This is a genomic window from Pseudomonas azotoformans (assembly GCF_900103345.1).
Classification (GTDB): Bacteria; Pseudomonadota; Gammaproteobacteria; order Pseudomonadales; family Pseudomonadaceae; genus Aquipseudomonas; species Aquipseudomonas azotoformans.
Genome location: NZ_LT629702.1, coordinates 2,627,678 through 2,648,233 on the forward strand (window position 1 = coordinate 2,627,678; position 20,556 = coordinate 2,648,233).

Annotated in this window: 24 protein-coding genes and 1 pseudogene; 11 read left to right on the plus strand and 14 right to left on the minus strand. The window is 61.6% G+C overall.

All coding sequences use genetic code 11. The features are described from left to right. Positions 1-82: 82 nt before the first annotated feature. Complete coding sequence (locus tag BLR69_RS11590) at positions 83-598, minus strand: GNAT family N-acetyltransferase (protein WP_071492860.1); 516 nt, start codon at positions 596-598, stop codon at positions 83-85. 184 nt (positions 599-782) lie between these two features. On the opposite strand from BLR69_RS11590, the gene BLR69_RS11595 reads away from it, so the two are divergent. Continuing rightward, positions 783-1,088 (plus strand): hypothetical protein, encoded by a 306-nt coding sequence (locus BLR69_RS11595; RefSeq protein ID WP_071492859.1) that lies wholly within the window; start codon positions 783-785, stop codon positions 1,086-1,088. Positions 1,089-1,177: 89 nt separating this feature from the next. Here the strand turns inward: BLR69_RS11595 and BLR69_RS11600 are convergent, their stop codons facing one another. Continuing rightward, positions 1,178-1,474, minus strand: a complete 297-nt coding sequence (locus BLR69_RS11600) for a hypothetical protein (protein WP_071492858.1) — start codon at positions 1,472-1,474, stop codon at positions 1,178-1,180. A 249-nt stretch (positions 1,475-1,723) separates the two neighbouring features. Here BLR69_RS11600 and BLR69_RS11605 point away from each other — a divergent pair, with 249 nt between their 5' ends. Further along, a complete protein-coding gene (locus BLR69_RS11605; RefSeq protein WP_071492857.1) occupies positions 1,724-2,260 on the plus strand; it encodes a hypothetical protein in 537 nt (178 codons plus the stop codon). Positions 2,261-2,274: 14 nt separating this feature from the next. On the opposite strand, the gene BLR69_RS11610 is transcribed toward BLR69_RS11605, so the two are convergent. Next, complete coding sequence (locus BLR69_RS11610) at positions 2,275-2,883, minus strand: LysE family translocator (protein ID WP_071492856.1); 609 nt, start codon at positions 2,881-2,883, stop codon at positions 2,275-2,277. 113 nt (positions 2,884-2,996) lie between these two features. Between BLR69_RS11610 and BLR69_RS11615 the strand changes: the two genes are divergently transcribed. Next, positions 2,997-3,860, plus strand: a complete 864-nt coding sequence (locus BLR69_RS11615; RefSeq protein ID WP_071492855.1) for a LysR family transcriptional regulator — start codon at positions 2,997-2,999, stop codon at positions 3,858-3,860. Between the two features lie 41 nt (positions 3,861-3,901). Then, on the plus strand, positions 3,902-4,303 hold the full coding sequence (locus BLR69_RS11620) for a hypothetical protein (RefSeq protein WP_071492854.1): 402 nt from the start codon (positions 3,902-3,904) through the stop codon (positions 4,301-4,303). Here the strand turns inward: BLR69_RS11620 and BLR69_RS11625 are convergent. Continuing rightward, positions 4,287-5,006 (minus strand): hypothetical protein, encoded by a 720-nt coding sequence (locus tag BLR69_RS11625; RefSeq protein WP_071492853.1) that lies wholly within the window; start codon positions 5,004-5,006, stop codon positions 4,287-4,289. The genes BLR69_RS11620 and BLR69_RS11625 overlap by 17 nt on opposite strands. Before the next feature lie 149 nt (positions 5,007-5,155). Between BLR69_RS11625 and BLR69_RS11630 the strand changes: the two genes are divergently transcribed. Next, positions 5,156-6,403 carry a hypothetical protein gene (locus tag BLR69_RS11630; protein WP_071492852.1) on the plus strand — a complete coding sequence of 416 codons (1,248 nt, stop codon included), beginning with the start codon at positions 5,156-5,158 and terminating at the stop codon, positions 6,401-6,403. On the opposite strand, the gene BLR69_RS11635 is transcribed toward BLR69_RS11630, so the two are convergent. Next, entirely contained in the window at positions 6,404-6,991 is a 588-nt protein-coding gene (locus BLR69_RS11635; RefSeq protein ID WP_071492851.1) for a TetR/AcrR family transcriptional regulator, read from the minus strand. A 108-nt stretch (positions 6,992-7,099) separates the two neighbouring features. Here BLR69_RS11635 and BLR69_RS11640 point away from each other — a divergent pair, with 108 nt between their 5' ends. Further along, positions 7,100-8,338 carry an epoxide hydrolase family protein gene (locus BLR69_RS11640; protein ID WP_071492850.1) on the plus strand — a complete coding sequence of 413 codons (1,239 nt, stop codon included), beginning with the start codon at positions 7,100-7,102 and terminating at the stop codon, positions 8,336-8,338. 46 nt (positions 8,339-8,384) lie between these two features. Here the strand turns inward: BLR69_RS11640 and BLR69_RS11645 are convergent, their stop codons facing one another. After that, the gene (locus tag BLR69_RS11645; RefSeq protein ID WP_071492849.1) at positions 8,385-9,110 is read right to left on the minus strand and encodes a BPL-N domain-containing protein; all 726 of its coding nucleotides are present in this window, start codon (positions 9,108-9,110) and stop codon (positions 8,385-8,387) included. A gap of 125 nt (positions 9,111-9,235) precedes the next feature. Here BLR69_RS11645 and BLR69_RS11650 point away from each other — a divergent pair, with 125 nt between their 5' ends. Continuing rightward, on the plus strand, positions 9,236-9,862 hold the full coding sequence (locus BLR69_RS11650; RefSeq protein ID WP_071492848.1) for a LysE family translocator: 627 nt from the start codon (positions 9,236-9,238) through the stop codon (positions 9,860-9,862). Here the strand turns inward: BLR69_RS11650 and BLR69_RS11655 are convergent, their stop codons facing one another. Further along, entirely contained in the window at positions 9,863-10,489 is a 627-nt protein-coding gene (locus tag BLR69_RS11655) for a glutathione S-transferase family protein (RefSeq protein WP_071492847.1), read from the minus strand. 131 nt (positions 10,490-10,620) lie between these two features. On the opposite strand from BLR69_RS11655, the gene BLR69_RS11660 reads away from it, so the two are divergent. Next, positions 10,621-11,076 (plus strand): VOC family protein, encoded by a 456-nt coding sequence (locus BLR69_RS11660; protein ID WP_058425639.1) that lies wholly within the window; start codon positions 10,621-10,623, stop codon positions 11,074-11,076. On the opposite strand, the gene BLR69_RS11665 is transcribed toward BLR69_RS11660, so the two are convergent. Further along, positions 11,054-11,680 (minus strand): TetR/AcrR family transcriptional regulator, encoded by a 627-nt coding sequence (locus BLR69_RS11665; RefSeq protein WP_071492846.1) that lies wholly within the window; start codon positions 11,678-11,680, stop codon positions 11,054-11,056. The genes BLR69_RS11660 and BLR69_RS11665 overlap by 23 nt on opposite strands. Before the next feature lie 134 nt (positions 11,681-11,814). Between BLR69_RS11665 and BLR69_RS11670 the strand changes: the two genes are divergently transcribed. Beyond that, on the plus strand, positions 11,815-12,255 hold the full coding sequence (locus BLR69_RS11670) for a hotdog fold domain-containing protein (RefSeq protein ID WP_071492845.1): 441 nt from the start codon (positions 11,815-11,817) through the stop codon (positions 12,253-12,255). A gap of 173 nt (positions 12,256-12,428) precedes the next feature. Here BLR69_RS11670 and BLR69_RS11675 read toward each other — a convergent pair whose 3' ends face one another. The 4 genes from BLR69_RS11675 to BLR69_RS11690 form a co-directional block, all read right to left on the minus strand. After that, on the minus strand, positions 12,429-14,486 hold the full coding sequence (locus tag BLR69_RS11675; protein ID WP_071492844.1) for a methyl-accepting chemotaxis protein: 2,058 nt from the start codon (positions 14,484-14,486) through the stop codon (positions 12,429-12,431). A 345-nt stretch (positions 14,487-14,831) separates the two neighbouring features. Then, positions 14,832-15,131, minus strand: a complete 300-nt coding sequence (locus tag BLR69_RS11680; RefSeq protein ID WP_071492843.1) for a DUF3144 domain-containing protein — start codon at positions 15,129-15,131, stop codon at positions 14,832-14,834. Between the two features lie 39 nt (positions 15,132-15,170). Next, complete coding sequence (locus BLR69_RS11685; RefSeq protein ID WP_071492842.1) at positions 15,171-15,866, minus strand: tRNA (adenine(22)-N(1))-methyltransferase; 696 nt, start codon at positions 15,864-15,866, stop codon at positions 15,171-15,173. Continuing rightward, positions 15,863-16,582 (minus strand): FadR/GntR family transcriptional regulator, encoded by a 720-nt coding sequence (locus BLR69_RS11690; protein ID WP_071492841.1) that lies wholly within the window; start codon positions 16,580-16,582, stop codon positions 15,863-15,865. Before BLR69_RS11690 ends, BLR69_RS11685 begins: the two co-directional genes overlap by 4 nt. 390 nt (positions 16,583-16,972) lie before the next feature. Here BLR69_RS11690 and BLR69_RS11695 point away from each other — a divergent pair, with 390 nt between their 5' ends. Together BLR69_RS11695 and gudD are read left to right on the plus strand one after the other, a co-directional pair. Next, positions 16,973-18,331, plus strand: a complete 1,359-nt coding sequence (locus tag BLR69_RS11695; protein ID WP_134434951.1) for an MFS transporter — start codon at positions 16,973-16,975, stop codon at positions 18,329-18,331. A gap of 19 nt (positions 18,332-18,350) precedes the next feature. Continuing rightward, positions 18,351-19,676 (plus strand): glucarate dehydratase, encoded by a 1,326-nt coding sequence (gene gudD / locus BLR69_RS11700; RefSeq protein ID WP_071492839.1) that lies wholly within the window; start codon positions 18,351-18,353, stop codon positions 19,674-19,676. A gap of 76 nt (positions 19,677-19,752) precedes the next feature. On the opposite strand, the gene BLR69_RS11705 is transcribed toward gudD, so the two are convergent. Next, positions 19,753-20,115: an addiction module antidote protein gene (locus BLR69_RS11705; protein ID WP_071492838.1), complete on the minus strand. Its 363-nt coding sequence runs from the start codon at positions 20,113-20,115 to the stop codon at positions 19,753-19,755. A 1-nt stretch (position 20,116) separates the two neighbouring features. Beyond that, positions 20,117-20,420, minus strand: a pseudogene (locus BLR69_RS11710) (type II toxin-antitoxin system RelE/ParE family toxin). Between the last annotated feature and the right edge of the window lie 136 nt (positions 20,421-20,556).

Consider the following 20,556-nt stretch of genomic DNA (forward strand, 5'->3'; position numbering starts at 1 on the left):
TTTGATCATGCATAGCTACGGTCGAAGTTAGGCCGCCGCTGACCGACCAGAAGCAATCCGTCGACGGGCTTGATAAAGATGATTACACCCGTGGTATTTGGTAAACAACTGAGTCGTACTTGGCTGATGTGCGCGTCTCGAGGATGATTCCACCCAGAGCCTCGGCAATACGTCGACTCGCATGGTTGTCCGTCGCAACGGGGTAGATGAAACTTTTTGCTACGACTCGCTGGCTGGCCCACTGAACAACCGCTTGGACCGCTTCCGCTCCAAAGCCCAACCCGTGTTTATCCTCACGAATCCAGATGCCCAGCTCCGGTGTTTCACCGTGGGTAGCATGCAACCCAACGAGGCCAGTAAAACGAGCATCGTCGAGTTGTCTAATCGCGAACACAAAGTCGCTGCCATCTGCGATTGAAGGCAGCCACTGCCGCCAGACTTTTGCATACTCATCAAGAGAAGTAGGGGGTTCCCACGACATGTAGCGCGTCAACGAGGCCGTTATACAAGCGAAGGATTCAACAGCGTCCTGCGCGCAGAAGGGCTCAATACTCAGGCGTGGCGACTGAATGCAGATTTCGCGGGTATCGATGGGCATTGTAATTTCCTTATTAGAGGTGCAGCACTCCGTTCGTGTCCAATAAACGTATCATGCTGATCGTTTTTTCAGCGAATCGAACGTCCTCTTTGGGTCGAAAGCTGTCCGTCGTGGAGTCAGCGCTGCGACTCTTCGGCAACTGGTGGTACAAAACTGAGCCTATGACGACATGGATAGAGGCGAAATGAATCAGCTGAGTCCCGATCTGCGTGAAGACCTCCTCGAAGTGCTGGATGAGGTTTCTACACTGATGTCCGCAGCATATGCGCAGCTAGGCCCCTTGCCTCACGATCATCCACTGGCGCAGTCGGGTCTTGAGAATGGGTCAGAGATCGTCCTGGACTACATCGCGCACGGCGAGGCAGGTGTCGCACTCGATCATCTGTTCTACATGATCAAAGAGCCTCCTCTCGCTATCTCTGCCCGATCTGCCGGGAAGCTGGCTCGGCTTGCAAAAGTGTTCGAAATGCCCTTGAACTGGAGGGCATGAGGTCTGATCGGACAGGGAGAGAATTGGGGTCAGACCACGCTTTCAACAATGGTGGTCTGACCTCTATTTCTGCCAGCCACCTCCCAGCCTCAATCCGGGGATGGAGGGATCAGCGCCAGCAACTCATTCACCAATCCAAAGGCTTCCTGCTGATAGCCCTCGCGCCAGCGGGCTGAAAAATCCTCCGGCCTGCCCTGCTCTTCCCACTCGGCCAATGCCAGGCCATTGATAATTTCCAGCTCGAACCATTGGCGCTGCCAGGCGGAAGCGTCGGTCACCAGCGTGGTGTTCTGCCATAGGCATTCGGTGTGCGCGACAAATTGGCTCCACGCAAACAGCCCGTGTGAAGCCCTTTCGCCCTGCGCGGTCAATTGCGCTTTATTCACCCTCGGTGCCCTCACGTTTGCAATTCAATCCCCACTGAAATAGCGCCATGCCCATAACCCGCGCCGTGGGGTAAGGCAGTAGACGCTTTGCGCAGGCAAGAGAATAAGTGCGCAGGAGCCTTCGGACCACCCCACGATTACACACGGGGGATTAAGGCGACGGATTTGGTTTACCACGTTTACACTGGCGCCTTTTGCGCCACTCACTCAGGCACGCTTATCGAACCCCTTACGAATGGAATCGACACCATGCTCACCTCCCCGCGCCCACTCAAACCACTCATCTGCCTCACCCTCCTCGCCGCCCTCACCGGCTGCGGCGCATTGACGGATGTGCGCTCGTTCTCCACGCCCTACGCCACGCCCACCAGCGCTGAAACCGTGCGCCTGCGTGTGATGAGTGATGGCATGGTGCGCGCCGTGCCCAACTCCAACTGCATCAACTTCCGCCTGCCCGGCGCGGGGGTGATGGTGGCCAACCGAGAGGGCTATGCAGACCGCAACGGCGAAAGCCTGGGCATGGCGCCCGTGGAGCGGTATTCGGATGGCACGGTGATGAGTGAGCTGCGGGTGCCGGCCGGGCAGCCCATCGCGTTTCATTACATCGGCAATCGTTGCTACAACATGTTCACTTTCGTGCCTGAGGCGGGGATGGACTATGAGCTGGATGCAGCGGGTCGCTATAAGTGCGGGGTGACGCTCAAGCGCATGTTGGTCGGCAAGATTGAGGGCTCCCGCGTGCCGTTGGCTGAGAGCAAGTTATGCAACTGGGGCGATAACTTCTGAGCCACGTCTCGCCCTCAGCTATGCAACGGCAACGCCACCCCGAACAACACAAAGAACCCACCGCAGACTTTATTGAACCGCCGCCCCGTGCGAGCCAACCATGGCCGCACCCGGTGCGCGGCGCTGGCCACCAGGTATTCGACCACAAACTCCACCACGGCGTAGGTCAGCGCGATGATCGCGGTCTGCGTGATGATGTTTCTGTGGGGGTCCAGGAAGGGTGGGATAAACGCGGTGAACAGCAGCAGCGCCTTGGGGTTTGAGAGGGCCGAGACCAACCCTTGGCGGAACAGCGACCAGCGGCGCAGGCTGGTGGTAGCCGGGGTTTCCAGGCTGACGGGGGCGGCGCGCCACAGTCCGTAGCCCAGCCAGATCAGGTAGAGCCCGCCGGCAATCTTCAAGGCCGTGAACGCGCTGGCCGAGGCCTGGATCAGTGCGCCCAGGCCCAGCGCACACAGCGCAAGCACCAGGGCAAAGCCGAGCACGCCGCCGCTGATGGTGAACAGGGTTCTGCGACTGCCGTGCAGCGCGCCATGGGTCAGCGCCAGCAACGCATTCGGGCCTGGCACCACGGATATCCCGCAGCAGGTGATCAGGTACAGCAACCAAGTCTCGAAGGGCATGGGCAGTTCCGCAAGGGGGTAGGTTCTGGCCGCTATCTTGCAAATGAACAGCGACCGTGAAAAGCGCATAATTCACGTCGCAGCCATTCGATTAACGAATAAAGGTAACCGCCATGTCTTCCAGCGATTTGCAGATCGATTGGCTCAAGTGCTTCGTCGCCGTGGTGGATGCCGGTTCGCTGTCGGGGGCGGCCCATGAGGTGAACCGCTCGCAGTCCGCCGTCAGCATGCAGATGAAAAAACTCGAGGCGGCCCTGGGCCGGCCCTTGCTCAACCGTGGCCCGCGGCACCTGCAACTCACCGATGACGGCCAGACGTTGCTGGGCTATGCCCGTCGCATGCTCGCCCTGCACGCCGAGACCCAGGCGGCGTTTCATGGCGAGGCATTGACCGGGCGCATCCGTCTGGGCGTTGCCGAGGACTACGCAGCCAAGTACCTCACGCCGGTGCTCAAACGTTTTGCGCCGCGTTATGCGGGGGTGGACATCGAGCTGACCTGTGAACAGTCGACCGCCCTGATCCCGCGTGTGCGCAGCGGCGATCTTGATCTTGCGCTGGTGTCCAGGGACTCGCCGCACACGGGGACGTTTCTGTTCAAGGAGCCGATGGTGTGGGTCGGCTCCGCGCAATTCGAACTATGGCGCCGCGACCCGGTGCCTATCGCCGTCTACGAAAGCGAAAGCCTGGCACGGCGGTATGCGGTAAATTCGCTGGCGCAACAGGGCCGCCAGTTCAAGGTGGTGTACAACAGCTCCAGCCTGGCCGGCCAACTCGCGGCCGTGGAAGGTGGGCTGGCGATTGCTGCGATTACAGAGTGCACCGTGCAGTCGTCCTTGCAGGTCTTGAGCAGCGAACACGGCCTGGGCGCTATCGAACCGATGGAGGTGTCGATTCTACGTAGCCGGGCTTCGCGCGGATCCAAGGCGGTCAACAGCCTGCATGGGTTTATCATCAGTGCGCTTAGAGCTCAGGCGTAGCCCTGGCGCGTAGCGCTATCAACAGGAAGGTTCACCCCCCCATGGATATTTCGTTGAACGCGAAAGCCTTGTCAAAACGCGACAATGCGCGCATCGAACGCCGCCTGGTCGCCACCCTGACTGACGCCTGCGAAACCGCCAAGTCCGAAATCCCGGGGTTTGAATGGCTGACGCACACGGTCGACTACGCCGCGTTCCCACAGAGCCTGCGGGTCACCTGGGTATTCGACACGCGGGCCAGCCAGAACCACGCCCTGGCCAGCGGCTTCGACCAGCGCATGCGCGAGTTGACGGGGGATGCGTTGCAGCAGGCAGACGTGCCCGCCGTGCAGTTGGACCGCTGCGTGCACGTTGATTCTGAACAGGCATGCCAGTCGCAGCACGGCGGCGACTGGCGTGTGCGCCTGGCTCGTGGGGCAAGTGCGGTCAGGCCTGTACGCTAAACCGCTGCGCTGCACGCCGCTCGAGCATCGCCGCTTCGGTCTCTTGCGTGGCCACTTGCCCTTTGTTGGCCAACTGGCCGATTAATGTTCCGGCGGCATGCTCTTTGGGTGGCAATGAGCCGGGCCGATTGAACAGCGCCGCCAGGTCCAGGGTGGCGGCAAAGTTTTCCTTGGTCAGGCTGTAGTAGCCCATCAGGTTGCCCGACCAGGGCGAGTCGGCGTCCAGCAGGTCGATGGTGGCGTCGCGAAACCTGATCGCGGCGGGCTTCAGGTCAGAGGTTTGATTGAGCAGCAGGGTCAGCCGCTGAATATCCGACTGGCTGAGCTGGCCTGCAGTGTCGATAACCTTCAAGCGGTCATCGGCCTCGACGGTGAAGCCGAACTTTTTGCCGGCCAGGTCCGCCGGCAGCGCGGCCTTGAAGGTCTCGACCGCCGCTTTCAGCACACTCTGCGCGCCCTGGAACAGTTTTTCGAGGCGCGGGAGTTCCGGTGATGCCGACCGGCCGACCCAGGTGTCGATGACCTCCAGGGGTTGCGCCAGAGTCTGGGCGCCTTCACTGGGGTGGTAGACCGCCGCCGGGGCCGCGTCAGCCAAGGCTGCCTGAGCGGTGTCCATCAGCGGTGCGGGCGCGAGGTTCTGGCCGGAAGGCGTAAGGAGGGTGTTAGCGGGTGGGACGTAGGCAGAGCTGACGGTGAATGCCATTTAATCGGTCCATGATTGGCGGGTTCCTCCGGTTTATCGGCGGCGACGGCTCAGGCTTTAAGTCAGTCATCACGGATAAGCGCTAGAGCGCACTCGCCAATCTCTGGATAATGCCCCCTCCTCCCGCCTCGATACGGAAGTCCCGCTCAATGAAGTTACCCGCGTCCGCCGTCGCCCTCGCCTCAGCCTTGCTGTTGCCTTCCCTCGCCCACGCCGACGACGCCGCACTGGTCGACACCCTCAAGGCCTTCACTCGCTGCGACGCGAGTTTTTTCAGCAGCCTGAACACCCACCGTGACGCCTGGCAGGCCTACGCCCCGCTCAAGCAAGAGAAGGACTTCAGCTGGATCGCCGTGCGCGATCGCACCGACCCCAAGGCCACCGCAGTGCCGGTGAGCGCGCCGGCCATCGCCGGCTTGAAGTTGCTGTCGTACAACGATGAGGTCAGCGATCTCGGCCCGCTGGGCCTGTATTACTTCTGGGGTTTCACGGTGGACGGCAACATTGATGAGGTCGCGCAGCGCTTTGCCGCACTGCTGGACCAACCCGCTGCGCTGCAAAAAGGCGAAGGGCAATACACGCGCAGCGAGCTCAAGGTGGGCAACAGCTGGCAGGCGATCAAGCCGATGCCGGGCAAGGCGCCAGGGCTGCGCAATGTGGAGCGGGTGCTGATCGTGGAGCCGGAGGGCACGCACTCGCGTGTGAGCTGTTCGGTGCAGGGCGGGGTGACTCCCGGCTTGGTCGCACTGCTGCGGCCGGACATTGCGCCGGTGGATTACCCGCGCACGGTGGCCGAGACCAATCTCGCCGACGTGCCGGTGCCGCCCACTGTGCTCCAGGGCCTCGACGCGCCGTTGTTGCAGCCCAGGTTCAAGACGTTGAGCTACACCTACCTGTCGAAGAATGACGCGGGCAAGGACGCGCCGATCACGATCCGGTTCAAGGCCGAGGGCGGTTTGCTGGTGAAGAATGAGGCCTATGGCAACGCCTTCAATGTGGACCGTTTAATGCTGGCAGACCTGATCCAGCTGAAATCGAAAATGAACGGCGTGGGCGAAGGCCAGGTGCTGCAGACCCGCGAGGCCGAGGTGAAACTACCGACCAGTTGGGCACCGGGCCAGACCCTGAGTGCGCACCTCAAGATGGCCAATGTGCCGGTCAAGCCCACTGACAAACCGACCGAAACCACCTTGACCTGCAAGGTCGGCGAGCGCTTCCCGGCGCGCCAGGTGTTTGCGTCGTTGACGGGGGATGCCATCCGGCTGGCCTGCGAGCAGGACGGCTACACGTCGTCGCGCGCGTTTATCGAGGACCTGGGGGTGGCCCTGACGCTGGAGTCGACGTCGAGCCAGACCCACTATGTGAATGAAATCCAGACGCTGGACGTGGTGCGCTGACTAAAGCCCCTGCCCCTGCAAAAACGTGTCGACCTGGCGTTCGAAGCCAGGTCGCTCGAACTTCACCAGCGCCATGCGCCACAAGCCTTGCATGTAGGTGAGGATCACCGAGGCGGTCACCTGCGGGTCCAGCGTGGCCGGGAGCACACCGCTGGCCTGGTCCTCGCCCAAGCGCTCGGCCATGATGCCGCGCACCGCTTCCAAGCCTTGTTCGGCCCGCTCGCGCAACTCCGGGTCTGACAGCACCACGTCGGTGACCATCGCGGCCACCATGCACAGCGGCGATGGCATGTGTGCGCTTTGCAGGTCGTCCAGGATCACGCTGAAAAAAGCGCGGATGCCCTCAGCCGCGGTAGGCGCTGCAACCAGTGCCTCCAGGCGTCGCGCCACCACGTCATCTTCGTAACGCTGCACGCACGCCAGGTACAGCTGCTTCTTGCTCTTTAGCGAGTTGTAGAAGGAGCTTTCGCCGATGTCCATGACCTTCAACAGGTCGCGCAAGCCAGTGGCTACATAGCCGCGCTGCCAGAACAGCACCTTCGCCTTTTCAACTGCCTGGTCGTAATCAAACGCAATTTTTCTCGCCATGGGTCACCTGCCGATACTGTATCGACCGATACAATATCATTGACGAAGTATTTCTGCTCGGGCTATTTTGTAGCGACCGTTACAATCAAATAATCCCTGGAGACAGAAATGCCTGCCACACTCGATTTTTCCGCCCATCGCCCCTTGGTCTTGCCGCCCGCCACGCATGCGGTCACGCCGTTTGAAGTGCACGTGCCCCAGGCTGCCATCGAGGATTTGCACCTGCGTCTGCGCCTGGCCCGCTGGCCCGACCAGGAGTTGGTGGATGACTGGTCCCAGGGCGTGCCGCTGGATGCGGCGAAGTCACTGGTGGACTACTGGCTCAACGGCTATGACTGGCGCACGTTCGAGGCGCGGTTGAACGGCTTCCCGCAGTTCCGCACGCGCATCGATGGCGTCGGCATTTACTTTATCCACGCCCGCTCGCCCCACCCGAATGCCACGCCGATCCTGTTGACCCACGGTTGGCCCGGCTCGGTGCTGGAGTTCCTCAACGTGATCGAGCGCCTTACCGATCCGGTGGCGTTCGGTGGCCAGGCCGAAGACGCGTTTCATGTGGTGGTGCCGGCGATTCCGGGTTACGGCTTTTCCGACAAACCCACCGAGCAGGGCTGGAACCCGGCGCGTATTGCCAAGGCCTGGGCGGTGCTGATGACGCAGCGGCTGGGCTACAAGAACTGGGTGGCCCAGGGTGGCGACTGGGGTGCGGCGATCACTACCGCGCTGGCCGGCCAGGCACCCGAGGGCTTGATGGCCGCGCACGTGAACCTGCCGATGGTGGTGCCGGCGCAATTGCCCGCCCACCCCACCGACGAAGAACGCCAGGCCCTTGAGGATATCGAGCGTTACGTCAGCGACAAGGCCGGCTACGCCAACCAGATGAACACCCGCCCGCAAACCATCGGCTACGGGCTGAACGATTCGCCGGTGGCCCTGGCCACCTGGCTGTATGAAAAGTTCTGGGAGTGGACCGACAACAACGGTCGCCCCGAAGACGCCCTGACCCGCGACCAGATGCTCGATGACATCTCGCTCTACTGGTTTACCGGCACCGGCACCTCAAGTGCCCGCCTGTATTGGGAAGGCGTGGGTGCGACCATTCGCGGTGCAGACTTTTTCTCGTCGGCCCGTGGTGGTGTCGAGCGCATCCAGGTGCCGATGGGCGCGAGCATTTTCCCCGCCGAAACCTTCAAGCCACCACGGGCCTGGGCCGAAGCGGCGTGGGCCAACCTGTTCTATTGGAATGCCGTGGACAAGGGCGGGCATTTTGCCGCGTTTGAACAGCCGCAGATTTTTGCCCAGGAACTCTGGAAGGCGTTTCGGCCGTTTCGCGTCACCACCGCCTGATCCCCCTACCCCGAAGTGAGCGGGCTTGCTGTGGCGAGCGGGCCAGTTAGAAGTGGCGTATGAGCGAGCCGAACAGGTCGCCCTGGGGCATTTGGCTCAACGGGATTTCGGCATTCTCGAACCACTGCGCACTGGCTTCAGGATGGGGGCCGCTCAGTATCACCACGCCTTTCTCGAAGGTATACCGCGCCGCCGCGACGTCACCGTTGCGGTAGGTCGCGATGGCCGTGTAGGGCGCGACTTTGGGAAAATACGGGCCGTCCTGGAAGAACACCTGGTCAGGCTTGCCCTCCCAAGTGACCTGCACCGCGGCGTCGGCGCTGTCGGGCACTTCGAAACCGGGGCGGCCGGCTTCTCCGTCGAGGTCCACGGGGATCAGGCCGAGGTTGCTGTCATCCGCCAGGTAGGCGCCCATGCACAAGCCCAGGTAGCGCCCGCCGTTGGCCACGTAATCGCGGATCGCCTCGCTGCGCGCATCGCCCAGGCTGCGCAGGGCGCCGGGGATGTCCTGGCCGCCGCCGGGTTGCACGTAGAGGTCGTAGCGCGCCAGGGTTTGCGGCGTGATGTCGATGGGCTCGTCGGCGCCCACGAAGTCGATGCGGTAGTTGGGATTGATGCGCTGCAGGGCCTTTGCCACGTTTTCCGAACAGTCATCGCAGCCTGCCGGGCCACGGTAGATGGCGACACGGGTGATAGGCGCCGAGGCTTCTGCCGGTGACGGCAGCAAAAGGGCAAAGGCAAACAACGTGGCGACGACAGCTCGCAGGTTCATGGTCGAGGACTCCTGAAGGACCAAGCAAAGCCTATAGCGATTGCGCCGTTGAATCCGTTAACAGTTGTAAACGACGTTCAGTTGGGGATAACTGGCGGTCGAGCCCCGTTCCGAGAGTGCCCATCATGTTTGAACTCGCCGCCCTCATTACCTATGTCGCCGTCGTGATCGGCCTGTTCCTGATCCCCGGCCCGTCCGTGTTGCTGGTGATCACCCGTACCGTGCAGGGCGGCCGCAAGGTCGGGGTCGCCACCGGCCTGGGGGTGGCGTGCGGCGACCTGCTGCATACCCTGGGCGCGGCGCTGGGGTTATCGGCGATCCTGATGACCTCGGCCACCGCGTTCAACGCGGTGAAATGGGCGGGCGCGGCTTACCTGATCTACCTGGGCATCCGTGCGTTCATGGCCAAGACCGGCACACAGAAGGGGCTGACGTTGCCGGCGGTCACGCCGCGCCAGGCGTTTTTCCAGGCAGTCGGTGCCGAGTTGCTCAACCCGAAAACCGCGATTTTCTTCCTGGCCTTCCTGCCGCAATTCGTGCACCCGGAAGCCGGCTCATCGCTGGTGCAGTTCGCGGTGCTGGGTTTGATTTTCTCGGTGCTCAGTGCGGTGTACACCAGCCTGCTCGCCCTCGCCATCCGCCCCTTGAGCCGAGGCATCAAGGGGCTGTCCAAACTGCGGCGCTGGGAAGGAAAAATCATCGGCACGCTGTTTATGGGGCTGGGGCTGAAGGTGGCGTTGCAACAGCGTTAGTCACTTGGCAAACGCATACTCCCCACCCTGCTCCACCGCCTTGCGATAGGCAGGTCGGGCCTGGAGTTTTTCTACCCACGCCGCCAGGTGCGGGTAAGCCTGCAACTTGCCCTGGGCCTTGGCGATTTCGCCGATAAAGCTCATCTGGATATCCGCACCGCTCAGCTCGTCGCCCAGCAGGTACGCTTTATCGGCCAGCACGTCGTTCAGGTAACCCAAATAGTTGGCCACTTCCGATTCGATACGTGGATGCAACGGCGCACCAGCTTCACCCAGGCGGCCGACGTAGAGGTTGAGCATCAGCGGCAACATGGCCGAGCCTTCGGCGAAGTGCAGCCACTGCACGTAGGTGTCATAGGCGGCGCTGGCCGGGTCCGGTTGCAGGCGGCCCTGGCCGTGATGGCGGATCAGGTAGTCGATGATCGCGGCGGACTCGATCAGCACCTGGCCGCCGTCTTCGATCACCGGGGATTTGCCCAGCGGGTGGATGGCCTTGAGTTCCGGCGGCGCCAGGTTGGTTTTCGGGTCGCGCTGGTAGCGCTTGATCTCGTAAGGCAGGCCGAGTTCTTCGAGCAGCCACAGGATGCGTTGCGAACGTGAGTTGTTGAGGTGGTGGACGATGATCATGGCGTGCTCCGCAGGGCGAGAGGGATGTCTTGGAAACAGACTACGCCAGCGGCCGGGAGTGCCGACAATTAAATTTCAACGCGACAAACACTCGTGGTTACCATGGGGATCGATTCCACAGGAGCTCCGCCATGGACCTGAAGTTCAGTCACGTCGACATACTGGTCGAAAACCTCGAGGAGGCCTGCGCCTATTACGCAAACATCCTCAAGGCACGCATCTCCAAGACCTTTGTGTGGGAACGCGGCGGTTTGCATGTGCGCTATGCCGTGGTGCTGATGGGGCAAGAGCGGTTCATGCTGGTGCAGCCGATTGCCGGGAATCTGCGCGAGCTGCTGGACGCCCACGGCGAAGGCATGATTTACCGTCATTGCTACACCACGCCGGACATCGAGGTCGCCTATGACGAGCTGATCGCCGCCGGTGTGCAGCCTGAGAATGAAAACGGCGTGCCCCTGGCCCGCGAGAACCTGCAGTCGCCTTCCGGCGGGCGCATTATCTGGCTACCCAAGCGCTTCGGGCACTTTTCCATGGAAATCCTGGAAGAGAAGACACTCGAGGCGTTTATTGTGGAGGCGTTTGGCTGATCGACGCCCACGCCGCCTGGGCCAGTAACTGCGCGTAGTCATTCGGGCTGTTCTTGAACCGCCCGGACAACCACGCCCGGGCGTAGTTTTCTGCCGCGCCAATGATCAGCGAGAGCAAAAGCTCGGCGGGAATGTGGCTGAACGCTTGAGCGCGGCCCTCCTCGCTCATCCACTCGGTCAATTGCCGATTGCGCTGTTTGTTGCGGGTGAGCAATTCATCCTTGAACGGGCCGTTGGCCACGGCGAAACGGCTCTGGAACACAAAGCGCGCCCAGTCGGGTTGTGCGTCCACCCACTCCACATAGCTGCGCACCAGTGCCTCCACGCCTGCCTGGGCGGTTTGCGCCTGCGTCAGGTAGTGCTCACGCAGGGCAGCCTGGTCCTCCAAAGCGGCAAAAAACAGCGCGGCAACGATGCCTTCCTTGCTGCCGAAATGGTGGTAGATGGCACCCACGCTGGTGTCGCACCGCGCGCGGATGGTTTCGATGTTCGTGGCTTCAATACCCACTTCGTTAAAGCAGGCCAGCGCCTCGCGCAGGATGCTGCGCTTGAGGTCGCTGCGCCGGCCCGGGAAGGTGCGCTCGATCAGGTCAGGTGCGTGCATGTAGTCGCTCGCCAAATGTGCGGAGTCTAAAGGTACGGCAGCCGCGAGAGAAGGCATGGCTTGACACTCCTGAGATTTACAGAATATTGTTCCGCTACAGAATATTATTCTGTAAATCTAACCGGAGGAAATCCATGAGTCAGTTTCTCAGCATGTTCAACAGCGTAGGCCCAGCAGCCTTCAGCCAGATGGCCTGCCAGGTGGCGCCCTACTTCAGCACCATCAACCCTGAAATCGCCGAACTGCGCCCAGGCCACGCGGTGGTCAACGTGCCGTTTCGCAAGGAAATCACCAACCACCTGGCCTCGGTGCATGCCATTGCGTTGTGCAACGCAGCGGAACTGGCCGGTGGCACGATGACCGATGTGTCGATCCCCCAAGGCGCCAAATGGATTCCCAAGGGCATGACCGTGGAGTACCTGGCGAAGGCCAAGTCGAACATCCGTGCGGTGGCGGATGGCAGTGGCATTGACTGGGCAACGGCTGGCGACAAGATCGTGCCGGTGGACATTTTCGATGAGGGTGGGGTGAAGGTGTTTACGGCGAAGATCACGATGAATGTGAAGATCGCCTGAGGCCACGGCAGCAGGAGGAGGACCTGACCCGATACTGAAAACAGCGCAGGACAAAATGTGGGAGGGGGCTGGCCCCCGAATGCGGTGTGTCAGTCGCTGAATCTGTTGACTGGTACACCGCAATCGGGGGCAAGCCCCCTCCCACATTGGGTCTGGTTTGTTTGGAAGACAGCTCAGCCCAGGCGGAACCGCGCAGTGTTGTCACTCAGTGCCTGGCTGCCTTTGCTCAGGGTATCGGCTGCGCGGTTGACTGCCCGCGCACCGTCGAGCAAGCGCCCGGCAGCCTGGTCCACTTGCTGGATATTGCCACTCACTTCATCCGCCGTCGCCGCTTGTTCCTCAACGGCGGTGGCGATCTGCGCGAGGGTGTCGGTCACGTGCTGCACTGCACCGGCGATCTCGCCCAAACGGGTGCCCAGCCCGGTGACAGACTCCGCATCCGTCAGCGCTTGTTCACACGCAGCACCCATCAGGGTGACCGCCTGGCTGACCGTGGCGCGCAGGCTGTCGACGGTGCCGGCAATCTGTGCGGTGGAGGCCTGGGTGCGTTGCGACAGGCTGCGCACTTCATCGGCCACCACCGCAAAACCACGGCCCTGCTCGCCGGCGCGCGCAGCTTCGATGGCGGCATTGAGGGCCAGCAGGTTGGTCTGTTCGGCGATGCCGCGAATAGTGTCGACCACCGATTGAATCTGCTGGCCCTGCTGGCTGACTTGCTCCAGCGCATCGGCGGTGTCAGTCAGGCGTTGGTTGAGCTGCTGGATGCTGGCCGTGGTGCGCTGGCTGTCACGGCTGCTGTCTTCAGCAATGCGCCGGGTCTGCTGGGCGCTGCCCGAGGCCTGTTCGCAGCTTTTGGCGACGCCCAGGGAAGTGGCGGCCAGTTGGGTCGCGGCGGCGGCAATCTGGCTGATTTGGTGTTGCTGGTCTTCGACTTCGGTGAGGGTGCTGCCCGATTGCGAATTGAGGGTGAGCACCGCCGAACCGAGTTGCTGCGTCTCGTGGTTGACCCCCAGCAGGCTGGTACGCAATTGCACCACCGCCACATTGAGCGCGGTGCTGATGGCCGCCAGTTCATCGCGCCCTTCCACCGCCACCTCCACGCACAGGTTGCCGTCGCGCAGGGACTCGGCCAGGGTGGTGATGCCGCTGGCACTGCGGCGGATGGAAGCTTGCAGGCACATGAACAGGTACAACGCGGCCAGGGCCAGCAGGCTGAATGTCGCCGCGACGGGGACGAACTTCTGCAACGAGCGATCACGGTAGTGCCCCAGGCGCGCATCCAGCGAATCGAGGGATTGGTTACGCAGCGCGCCCAGGCTGTCGAGCATGCCGTCGACACTGGTTTCGAAGGCGGCGGTGTCGAGCTTGATGGAGCCGCCGAACACGCCGTCGTCGAGCACTTTGAGCTCATTGTCCAGGCGTTGCAGGCTGGTGTCGTACTGAGTGGTCCAGGGTTCCAGGCCGGCATATTGCTTGGCCTTGAGCGAGGCCGCCGCCTTGACCAATTGGTCGCGCGCATCGCCGATACGGCCGCGCAGGTCACGCATCTGCAAACGGCTTTGCAAGGTGAATTGCCCCGAGGCGATGGATGACTGACCGACACTGGCCATGCGCCCGATGCGCTCGATCAGGTCCGGTGTGTGCTGGGTGGACATCTGCATCAACAGGTAGGTTTCCAGCCACGGGTCGAGGATCAGGCCGGCGTCCAGGGTGATCTGTTCGCGTAGGGTCTGCATGGCGGTCAGGGCCGAGGTGAAACGGTCGTAACCGTCCGGCCACCAGCCCACGGTGCGCAGCGATTGCGAGTCCATGCCCTTGACCGTGGCCTGCAACGCGTCGAAGCGGGCCAGCACGTCGGTACCGGCATGCTGGGTCTTGAGTGAATCTCCCAGGGCTTGCAGGCTTTGCAGGATCAGCGGGAAATTCGCGTCGACCTTGTCCATCGCCGCCTTTGCCGCCGGGGTCGGGGCGTGCAGGATGTCGGCGGCTTTCCAGCGTGCAGCCAAGTTGCGCTGGCTCGTCAACTGGCCGTCCAGCCCATCCAGGGCCAGCAGTTGGCGAACGCCGGATTGCTCGCTGGAAATCACGGTCAGCTTGTCGCGATAGTCCGCGCCGATCATCCACAGGCTGCCTGCCAGGGGCAGCATGAACAGGAAGAAGAGAATCTGGAACTTGCGCGCAAAGCCGAAACGCCCCAGCAGGCGGATACCCGGTGATAAAAGGCTGTGCATCTGCAAACACTCCCCAAAAACGACCCAGTCGGTGCACCGCTGGGTGAAGCCTTGAAATGACTAACGGCAAAATGCCATGTCATTGATTGGGAAGGCACTAGCAAGATGTGGGCCGTTGGTGAAGAAGGCGGATACAGGCGGGGTGGCACACTGACGGTGCACGCAAAGTGCCCTGAAATGGGGCGAAAGCACCCATCACTGCGCGCAGATATGTAACCACGCCACAAATTCAAGGTGGGAGGGGGCTTGCCCCCGATGGCAGTGCGTCATTGAGCACATTCCTCGCTGACCCACCGCAATCGGGGGCAAGCCCCCTCCTACATTTTCAACCCCCGACAGCCTCGCTTACCCTTGCGCCTGTCCGGCCATGTACCGGTCGAAATTATTGATGTGATCATCCAGATTATCCTCAAGCATCATCCGGTACTGATCGCAGAAGTACTTCAACATGGCCTCCCGCGCTTCGGCCATTTGCGCACCCGACTTGAAGTTGCGCGCACTGGCCCAGGCGTTGAAGCGCGTGGTGCCAAACAGCATCGAGGCGCTGACCTGGCCGAGGTTTTCGTGGGTCTGGAGCTGCTGGTTCGACAGCTCGATATGCGCGTCGGCGCGGTCGTAGAAGGTGGGGTCGATGGCGTCTGCCATGGTGGTTTTCCTTGGTCATCAGGTTTGAATGAAGGTCTATCAAGCCAGTAGCGCGGTTATCCACCTGGCCTGCTGGGAAATCGCCTGCCACTTGTCTGGCGGCACTGCCTGCCGCGCCTGCTCGAAGCTGGCCAGGGTCTTGTGCTTTTGCTGCAACAGGCGCTGCCACTTGGCCAGGAACGCCGGGCTGCGCGCCTGCATTTGCAGGGGGCCGAAGTACAGCTGTTCGGCGGTGTAGGCCACCGGCCCGGTGCGCTCGGCGACGATGATTTCGTAGTAGAAACGGTTCTCGCGCAGCAGCTCTTCATGGAGGATGGAGTAGCCGTTGTGCATCAACCATTGGCGCAACGGTTGTTCGCCACCGTTGGGTTGCAGGATCAGGCGTTCCTGGCCGCTCAGGTGCAGTTTGCCGTGTTCAAGAATGTCGCGGATCGTCTCGCCGCCCATGCCGCAAAGGCTGATGGCGGTGATGCCGTCATGGGGTTCGATGGCCGCCAGACCATCGGCCAGGCGCACGCAGACCTGCTGTTCCAGGCCGTTGTCGCGCACGGTACGTTGCGCCGCATGAAAGGGCGTGGTCGCCACCTCCCCCGCCAGCGCCGCCGTGATCGCACCTCGGCGCATCAACGCCACCGGCAGGTAAGCGTGATCGGAACCGATGTCGGCCAGCCGCGCGCCAGCCGGTATGTTGGCGGCCACGCGCTCCAGGCGCTGGGATAAGGTGTGTTCGTTCAACGGCCCTGCTCCCCGGAAAACCGATCGCGGCTGTTGGTCAGGTGCAGCACCATGGCGGCGCGGGCGGCATCCGGGTCCTGGCGCTTGACCGCGTTGAAGATTGCCTCGTGCTCCAGGTTCGCCAACTGCCCCAGCCTGGCGAAGTCGGCACCGCCGCGCTCATCACTCTTGACTTGGGTGCGCGGGATCATCGCATTGCCCAGGTGCAGCATGATTTCGGTGAAAAAAGTATTGCCAGTGGCCTCAGCGATCAGTTGGTGAAAACGTTTGTCTTCCTCCACGCAGCTGTCGTTATTGGCCAGGGAGGCCTGGTAGTCGTCCAGCGCCTGGCGCATGTGGGCCAGTTGGGTGTCGGTCCTGCGCACCGCCGCCAGCGCGACGGCCTGTACTTCAAGGCCCAGGCGCAACTCCAGCATGTTGCGCACGCTGGCCACCGTGTCCACGTGCAGGCGCAACCCCTGCTGGGCCTGCTGCTCCAACACAAAGGTGCCGATGCCGTGGCGGGTCTCGACCAGGCCGGACGCCTGCAACTTGGAGATGGCTTCGCGCACCACCGTTCGGCTCACGCCATGCTCGCGCACGATGGTGGATTCCGAGGGCAGTTTTTCACCGGGTTTGAGTTGGCCGAGCAGGATGCGCTGGGTCAACGCGTCGACCACGCCTTGGGCCAGGTTGGTGGAGCGTCTGCGGACAGAGTTTCCATTATCGATGGGCATATTACGCATCCACAGGGTTGAGCAGCGGCAAGCTTAACATCCCCACATCCCAGGCCCCAGGCCCCAGGCCCCAGGCCCCAGGCCCCATGCCCCATGCCCCATGCCCCATGCCCCATGCAACTGTAGGAGCGAGCTTGCTCGCGAAAAACCTGAGGGCGCCGCGTTACACCTGAGGCGCTGCATTATCGTTGACGTTTTTCGCGAGCAAGCTCGCTCCTACAGGGTGGTTTACGCGCAAAAAACACTTAACTTGTATGACAACATTACTGTGACGCATCATTAAAACCAACAAAACCTCAAGATCTTGCGTAAAAAATAAAACAACTTGTATGATGTCTATCAACAAGACACACAAGCCCGCATAAAAACAATCAGGGGGAGTTTTGAATGGTGACCACTTCAAGCCACGCATCTGCCACACCCGAAAATGATCCAGTCCTCACGCGCGCAGTGAGCAAAGTGAAGAGCCATGTGCTCCCACTGTTCGTGATCATGTTCATCCTCAACTACATCGACCGGGTCAATATCGGCTTTGTGCGCACGCACATGGAGCACGACCTGGGCATCGGCGCAGCGGCCTATGGTTTCGGCGCCGGGCTGTTCTTCATCGGCTACGCGCTCTTCGAAGTGCCCTCCAATATGCTGCTGCAAAAGGTCGGCGCACGTATCTGGCTGACCCGCATCATGTTCACCTGGGGCATCGTCGCCACACTGATGGCGTTCATCCAGAACGAAACCCACTTCTACATCCTGCGCTTCCTGCTGGGCGTGGCCGAAGCCGGTTTTTTCCCCGGGGTAATCTACTACTTCACGCGCTGGCTGCCCGGCGTGGAACGCGGTAAAGCCATTGCGATTTTCCTCAGTGGCTCGGCGGTCGCGTCGCTGATTTCCGGTCCGCTTTCCGGCGCGCTGTTGCAGATCGAAGGGTTTGGCTTGCATGGCTGGCAATGGATGTTTGGCATTGAAGGCCTGGCCTCGGTGGCGCTGGGGTTCTTTGTGTGGTTCTGGCTGGACTCCAAACCCCACGACGCCCAATGGATGACCCGCGAGGAACAGGATGCGCTGGTCAATGCCATCGACCAGGAACAACGCGACCGCGAAGCCCTCACCAGCGTCAAGCCGACCCTCGGCAAGCTGCTCAAGGACCGCCAGATCCTGCTGTTCTGCGCGTTGTATTTCTGCATCCAGCTGACGATCTACGCCGCCACCTTCTGGCTGCCGAGCATCATCAAGAAGATGGGCGACTTGAGTGATGTGCAGGTCGGCTTCTTCAACTCGATCCCGTGGCTGATCTCGATCATCGCCATGTACGCCTTTGCGTCACTCTCGGGCAAGTTCAAGTTCCAGCAGGCCTGGGTCGCGGCAGCGCTGTTGATTGCGGCGGCGGGGATGTTCATGTCGACCACCGGCGGGCCGATCTTCGCGTTTGTGGCGATCTGTTTTGCGGCCATCGGCTTCAAGTCGGCGTCGTCACTGTTCTGGCCGATCCCCCAGGGCTACCTGGATGTGCGCATCGCCGCCGCGGTGATCGCGCTGATCAACTCCATCGGCAACCTGGGCGGTTTCGTCGCGCCGACCACCTTCGGATTTCTGGAGCAAACCACCGGTTCGATCCAGGGCGGCCTCTATGGCCTGGCCGGCACCTCGGTGCTCGCCGCGATCCTGGTGTTTTTTGCCAAGACGGCCCCCTCTGCCGCATTGATGCCACCGAGCGCCGTGCCCACCGCCGCCCTCGGCAAACCACTTTGAGCCCAATCAGGAACCTGCCATGAATACTCCCGTCGTTACGCACTTCCAGGTCATCCCCGTCGCCGGCCACGACAGCATGTTGCTCAACCTCAGCGGCGCCCATGGGCCGTACTTCACGCGCAATATCGTGATTCTCAAGGACAGCTCGGGCAACACCGGCGTCGGCGAAGTACCCGGCGGCGAGCGCATCCGCGAAACCCTGGAGGACGCCCGCAGCCTGGTGATCGGCCAGCCCATCGGCCAGTACCAGCGCATCCTCAACCAGATGCGCAGCACATTTGCTTCACGCGACGCTGCCGGCCGCGGCCTGCAGACCTTTGACCTGCGCATCACCATCCATGCCGTCACCGCCATGGAAGCGGCACTGCTCGATTTGCTGGGCCAGTTTCTCGAAGTACCGGTGGCCGCCCTGCTCGGCGAAGGACAGCAGCGCGATGCGGTGAAAATGCTCGGCTACCTGTTCTATGTCGGCGACCGCAGCGCCACCACCCTCGCCTACCGCAACGAAGCCGACAGCGACGATGACTGGTTCCGCCTGCGCCATGAAACAGCCCTGACCAGCGACGCCGTGGTGCGCCTGGCCGAGGCCGCCCAGGCCAAATACGGTTTCAACGACTTCAAGCTCAAGGGCGGCGTATTGAGCGGCGATGCTGAAATCGAAGCCGTCACCGCCCTGGCCGAACGCTTCCCGGACGCACGCATCACCCTCGACCCGAACGGCGCCTGGTCACTGAAAGAGGCTATCCGCCTGTGCCGCGACCAGCACCACGTACTCGCCTATGCCGAAGACCCCTGCGGTGCCGAAAACGGTTACTCGGGCCGCGAAGTCATGGCCGAATTCCGCCGGGCCACGGGACTGAAAACCGCCACCAACATGATCGCCACCGACTGGCGCGAAATGGGCCACGCGATCCAGTTGCAATCGGTGGACATCCCCCTCGCCGACCCGCACTTCTGGACGATGCAGGGCTCGGTGCGCGTCGCGCAGATGTGCCATGAATGGGGCCTCACCTGGGGCTCGCACTCCAACAACCACTTCGATATTTCCCTGGCAATGTTCACCCAGGTCGCCGCCGCAGCACCGGGCGACATCACCGCCATCGACACCCATTGGATCTGGCAGGACGGCCAGCGCCTGACCAAAGCGCCGCTGAAAATCGAAGGCGGTTACGTGAAAGTGCCAAGCAAGCCAGGCCTGGGTGTGGAGATCGACATGGACGCGGTGGCCCAGGCCCACGAAGTCTACAAAGGCATGGGCCTCGGCGCGCGGGATGACAGCGTGGCCATGCAATTCTTGATTCCGGGGTGGCGCTTCAACAACAAACAGCCGTGCCTGGTGCGATAAATGCCCCCCCTGTAGGAGCGAGCTTGCTCGCGAAGATCGCCAACGGCAACACGTACATCCCGGATAGACGCGGCGCCTAGGGTTTCTTCGCGAGCAAGCCCGCTCCTGCAATTGGCTGTACCGTCAGCTCGACGCCCAACGCCAGCATCAGCTTCTGGATCGTCTCGTAGCGGGTCTTCGAGCCGCCTTTCAACGTTTTATACAGGCTCTCCCGGTTCACCCCAGCGGCCTCGGCCACCTTGTTCACACCTTGGGCCTTGGCAATCTCGGCAAGCGCCTTCATGAGCACCTGCAGGTCTTGAGCCTTCATGCTCTGCGCCAGATACGCACTGATGGTTTCCGGGCTGTCGAGAAAGCGCGAAGCCTCATAGACGCTGGTTCCGGACGTATCCAGATCGAGGATCGGCATGTCCTCGGGTTTGAATTTCGATTCGCTCATTTCATTTACCTCTCAGGGCATCGAGAATCTCTTTTGCCCGCTTGATGCCTCTTTTCTGGTCAGTCTTATCACTGCCCCACAGCATCAAGTAAGCGGTGATCCCCGTACGCACGAAATACATCCTGTAACCAGGCCCGACGAACACACGCATTTCACTCATGCCGTCGCCTACCGATTCACAATCCCCAAAATTGTTTTCCTCCGCCCGGTCCAAGCGAGTAAGAATCGCCGTTTTCCCCCCAGATATCCCGCATACCGTCGAGCCATGTATCAAACTCCGGCGTCCTGCCGATCAAATTAGTCACAGTATCACTTGTAGCCTACAGGCTACTCCTTGTCGATGCCAATGGATTTTTGTTTCCGGTGAGCGCCGGAATAAAAAACCCTAGTTCAGCACCTGCACAAACATCGGATGGATACTATGAGTGCTTGTTTCCCCTG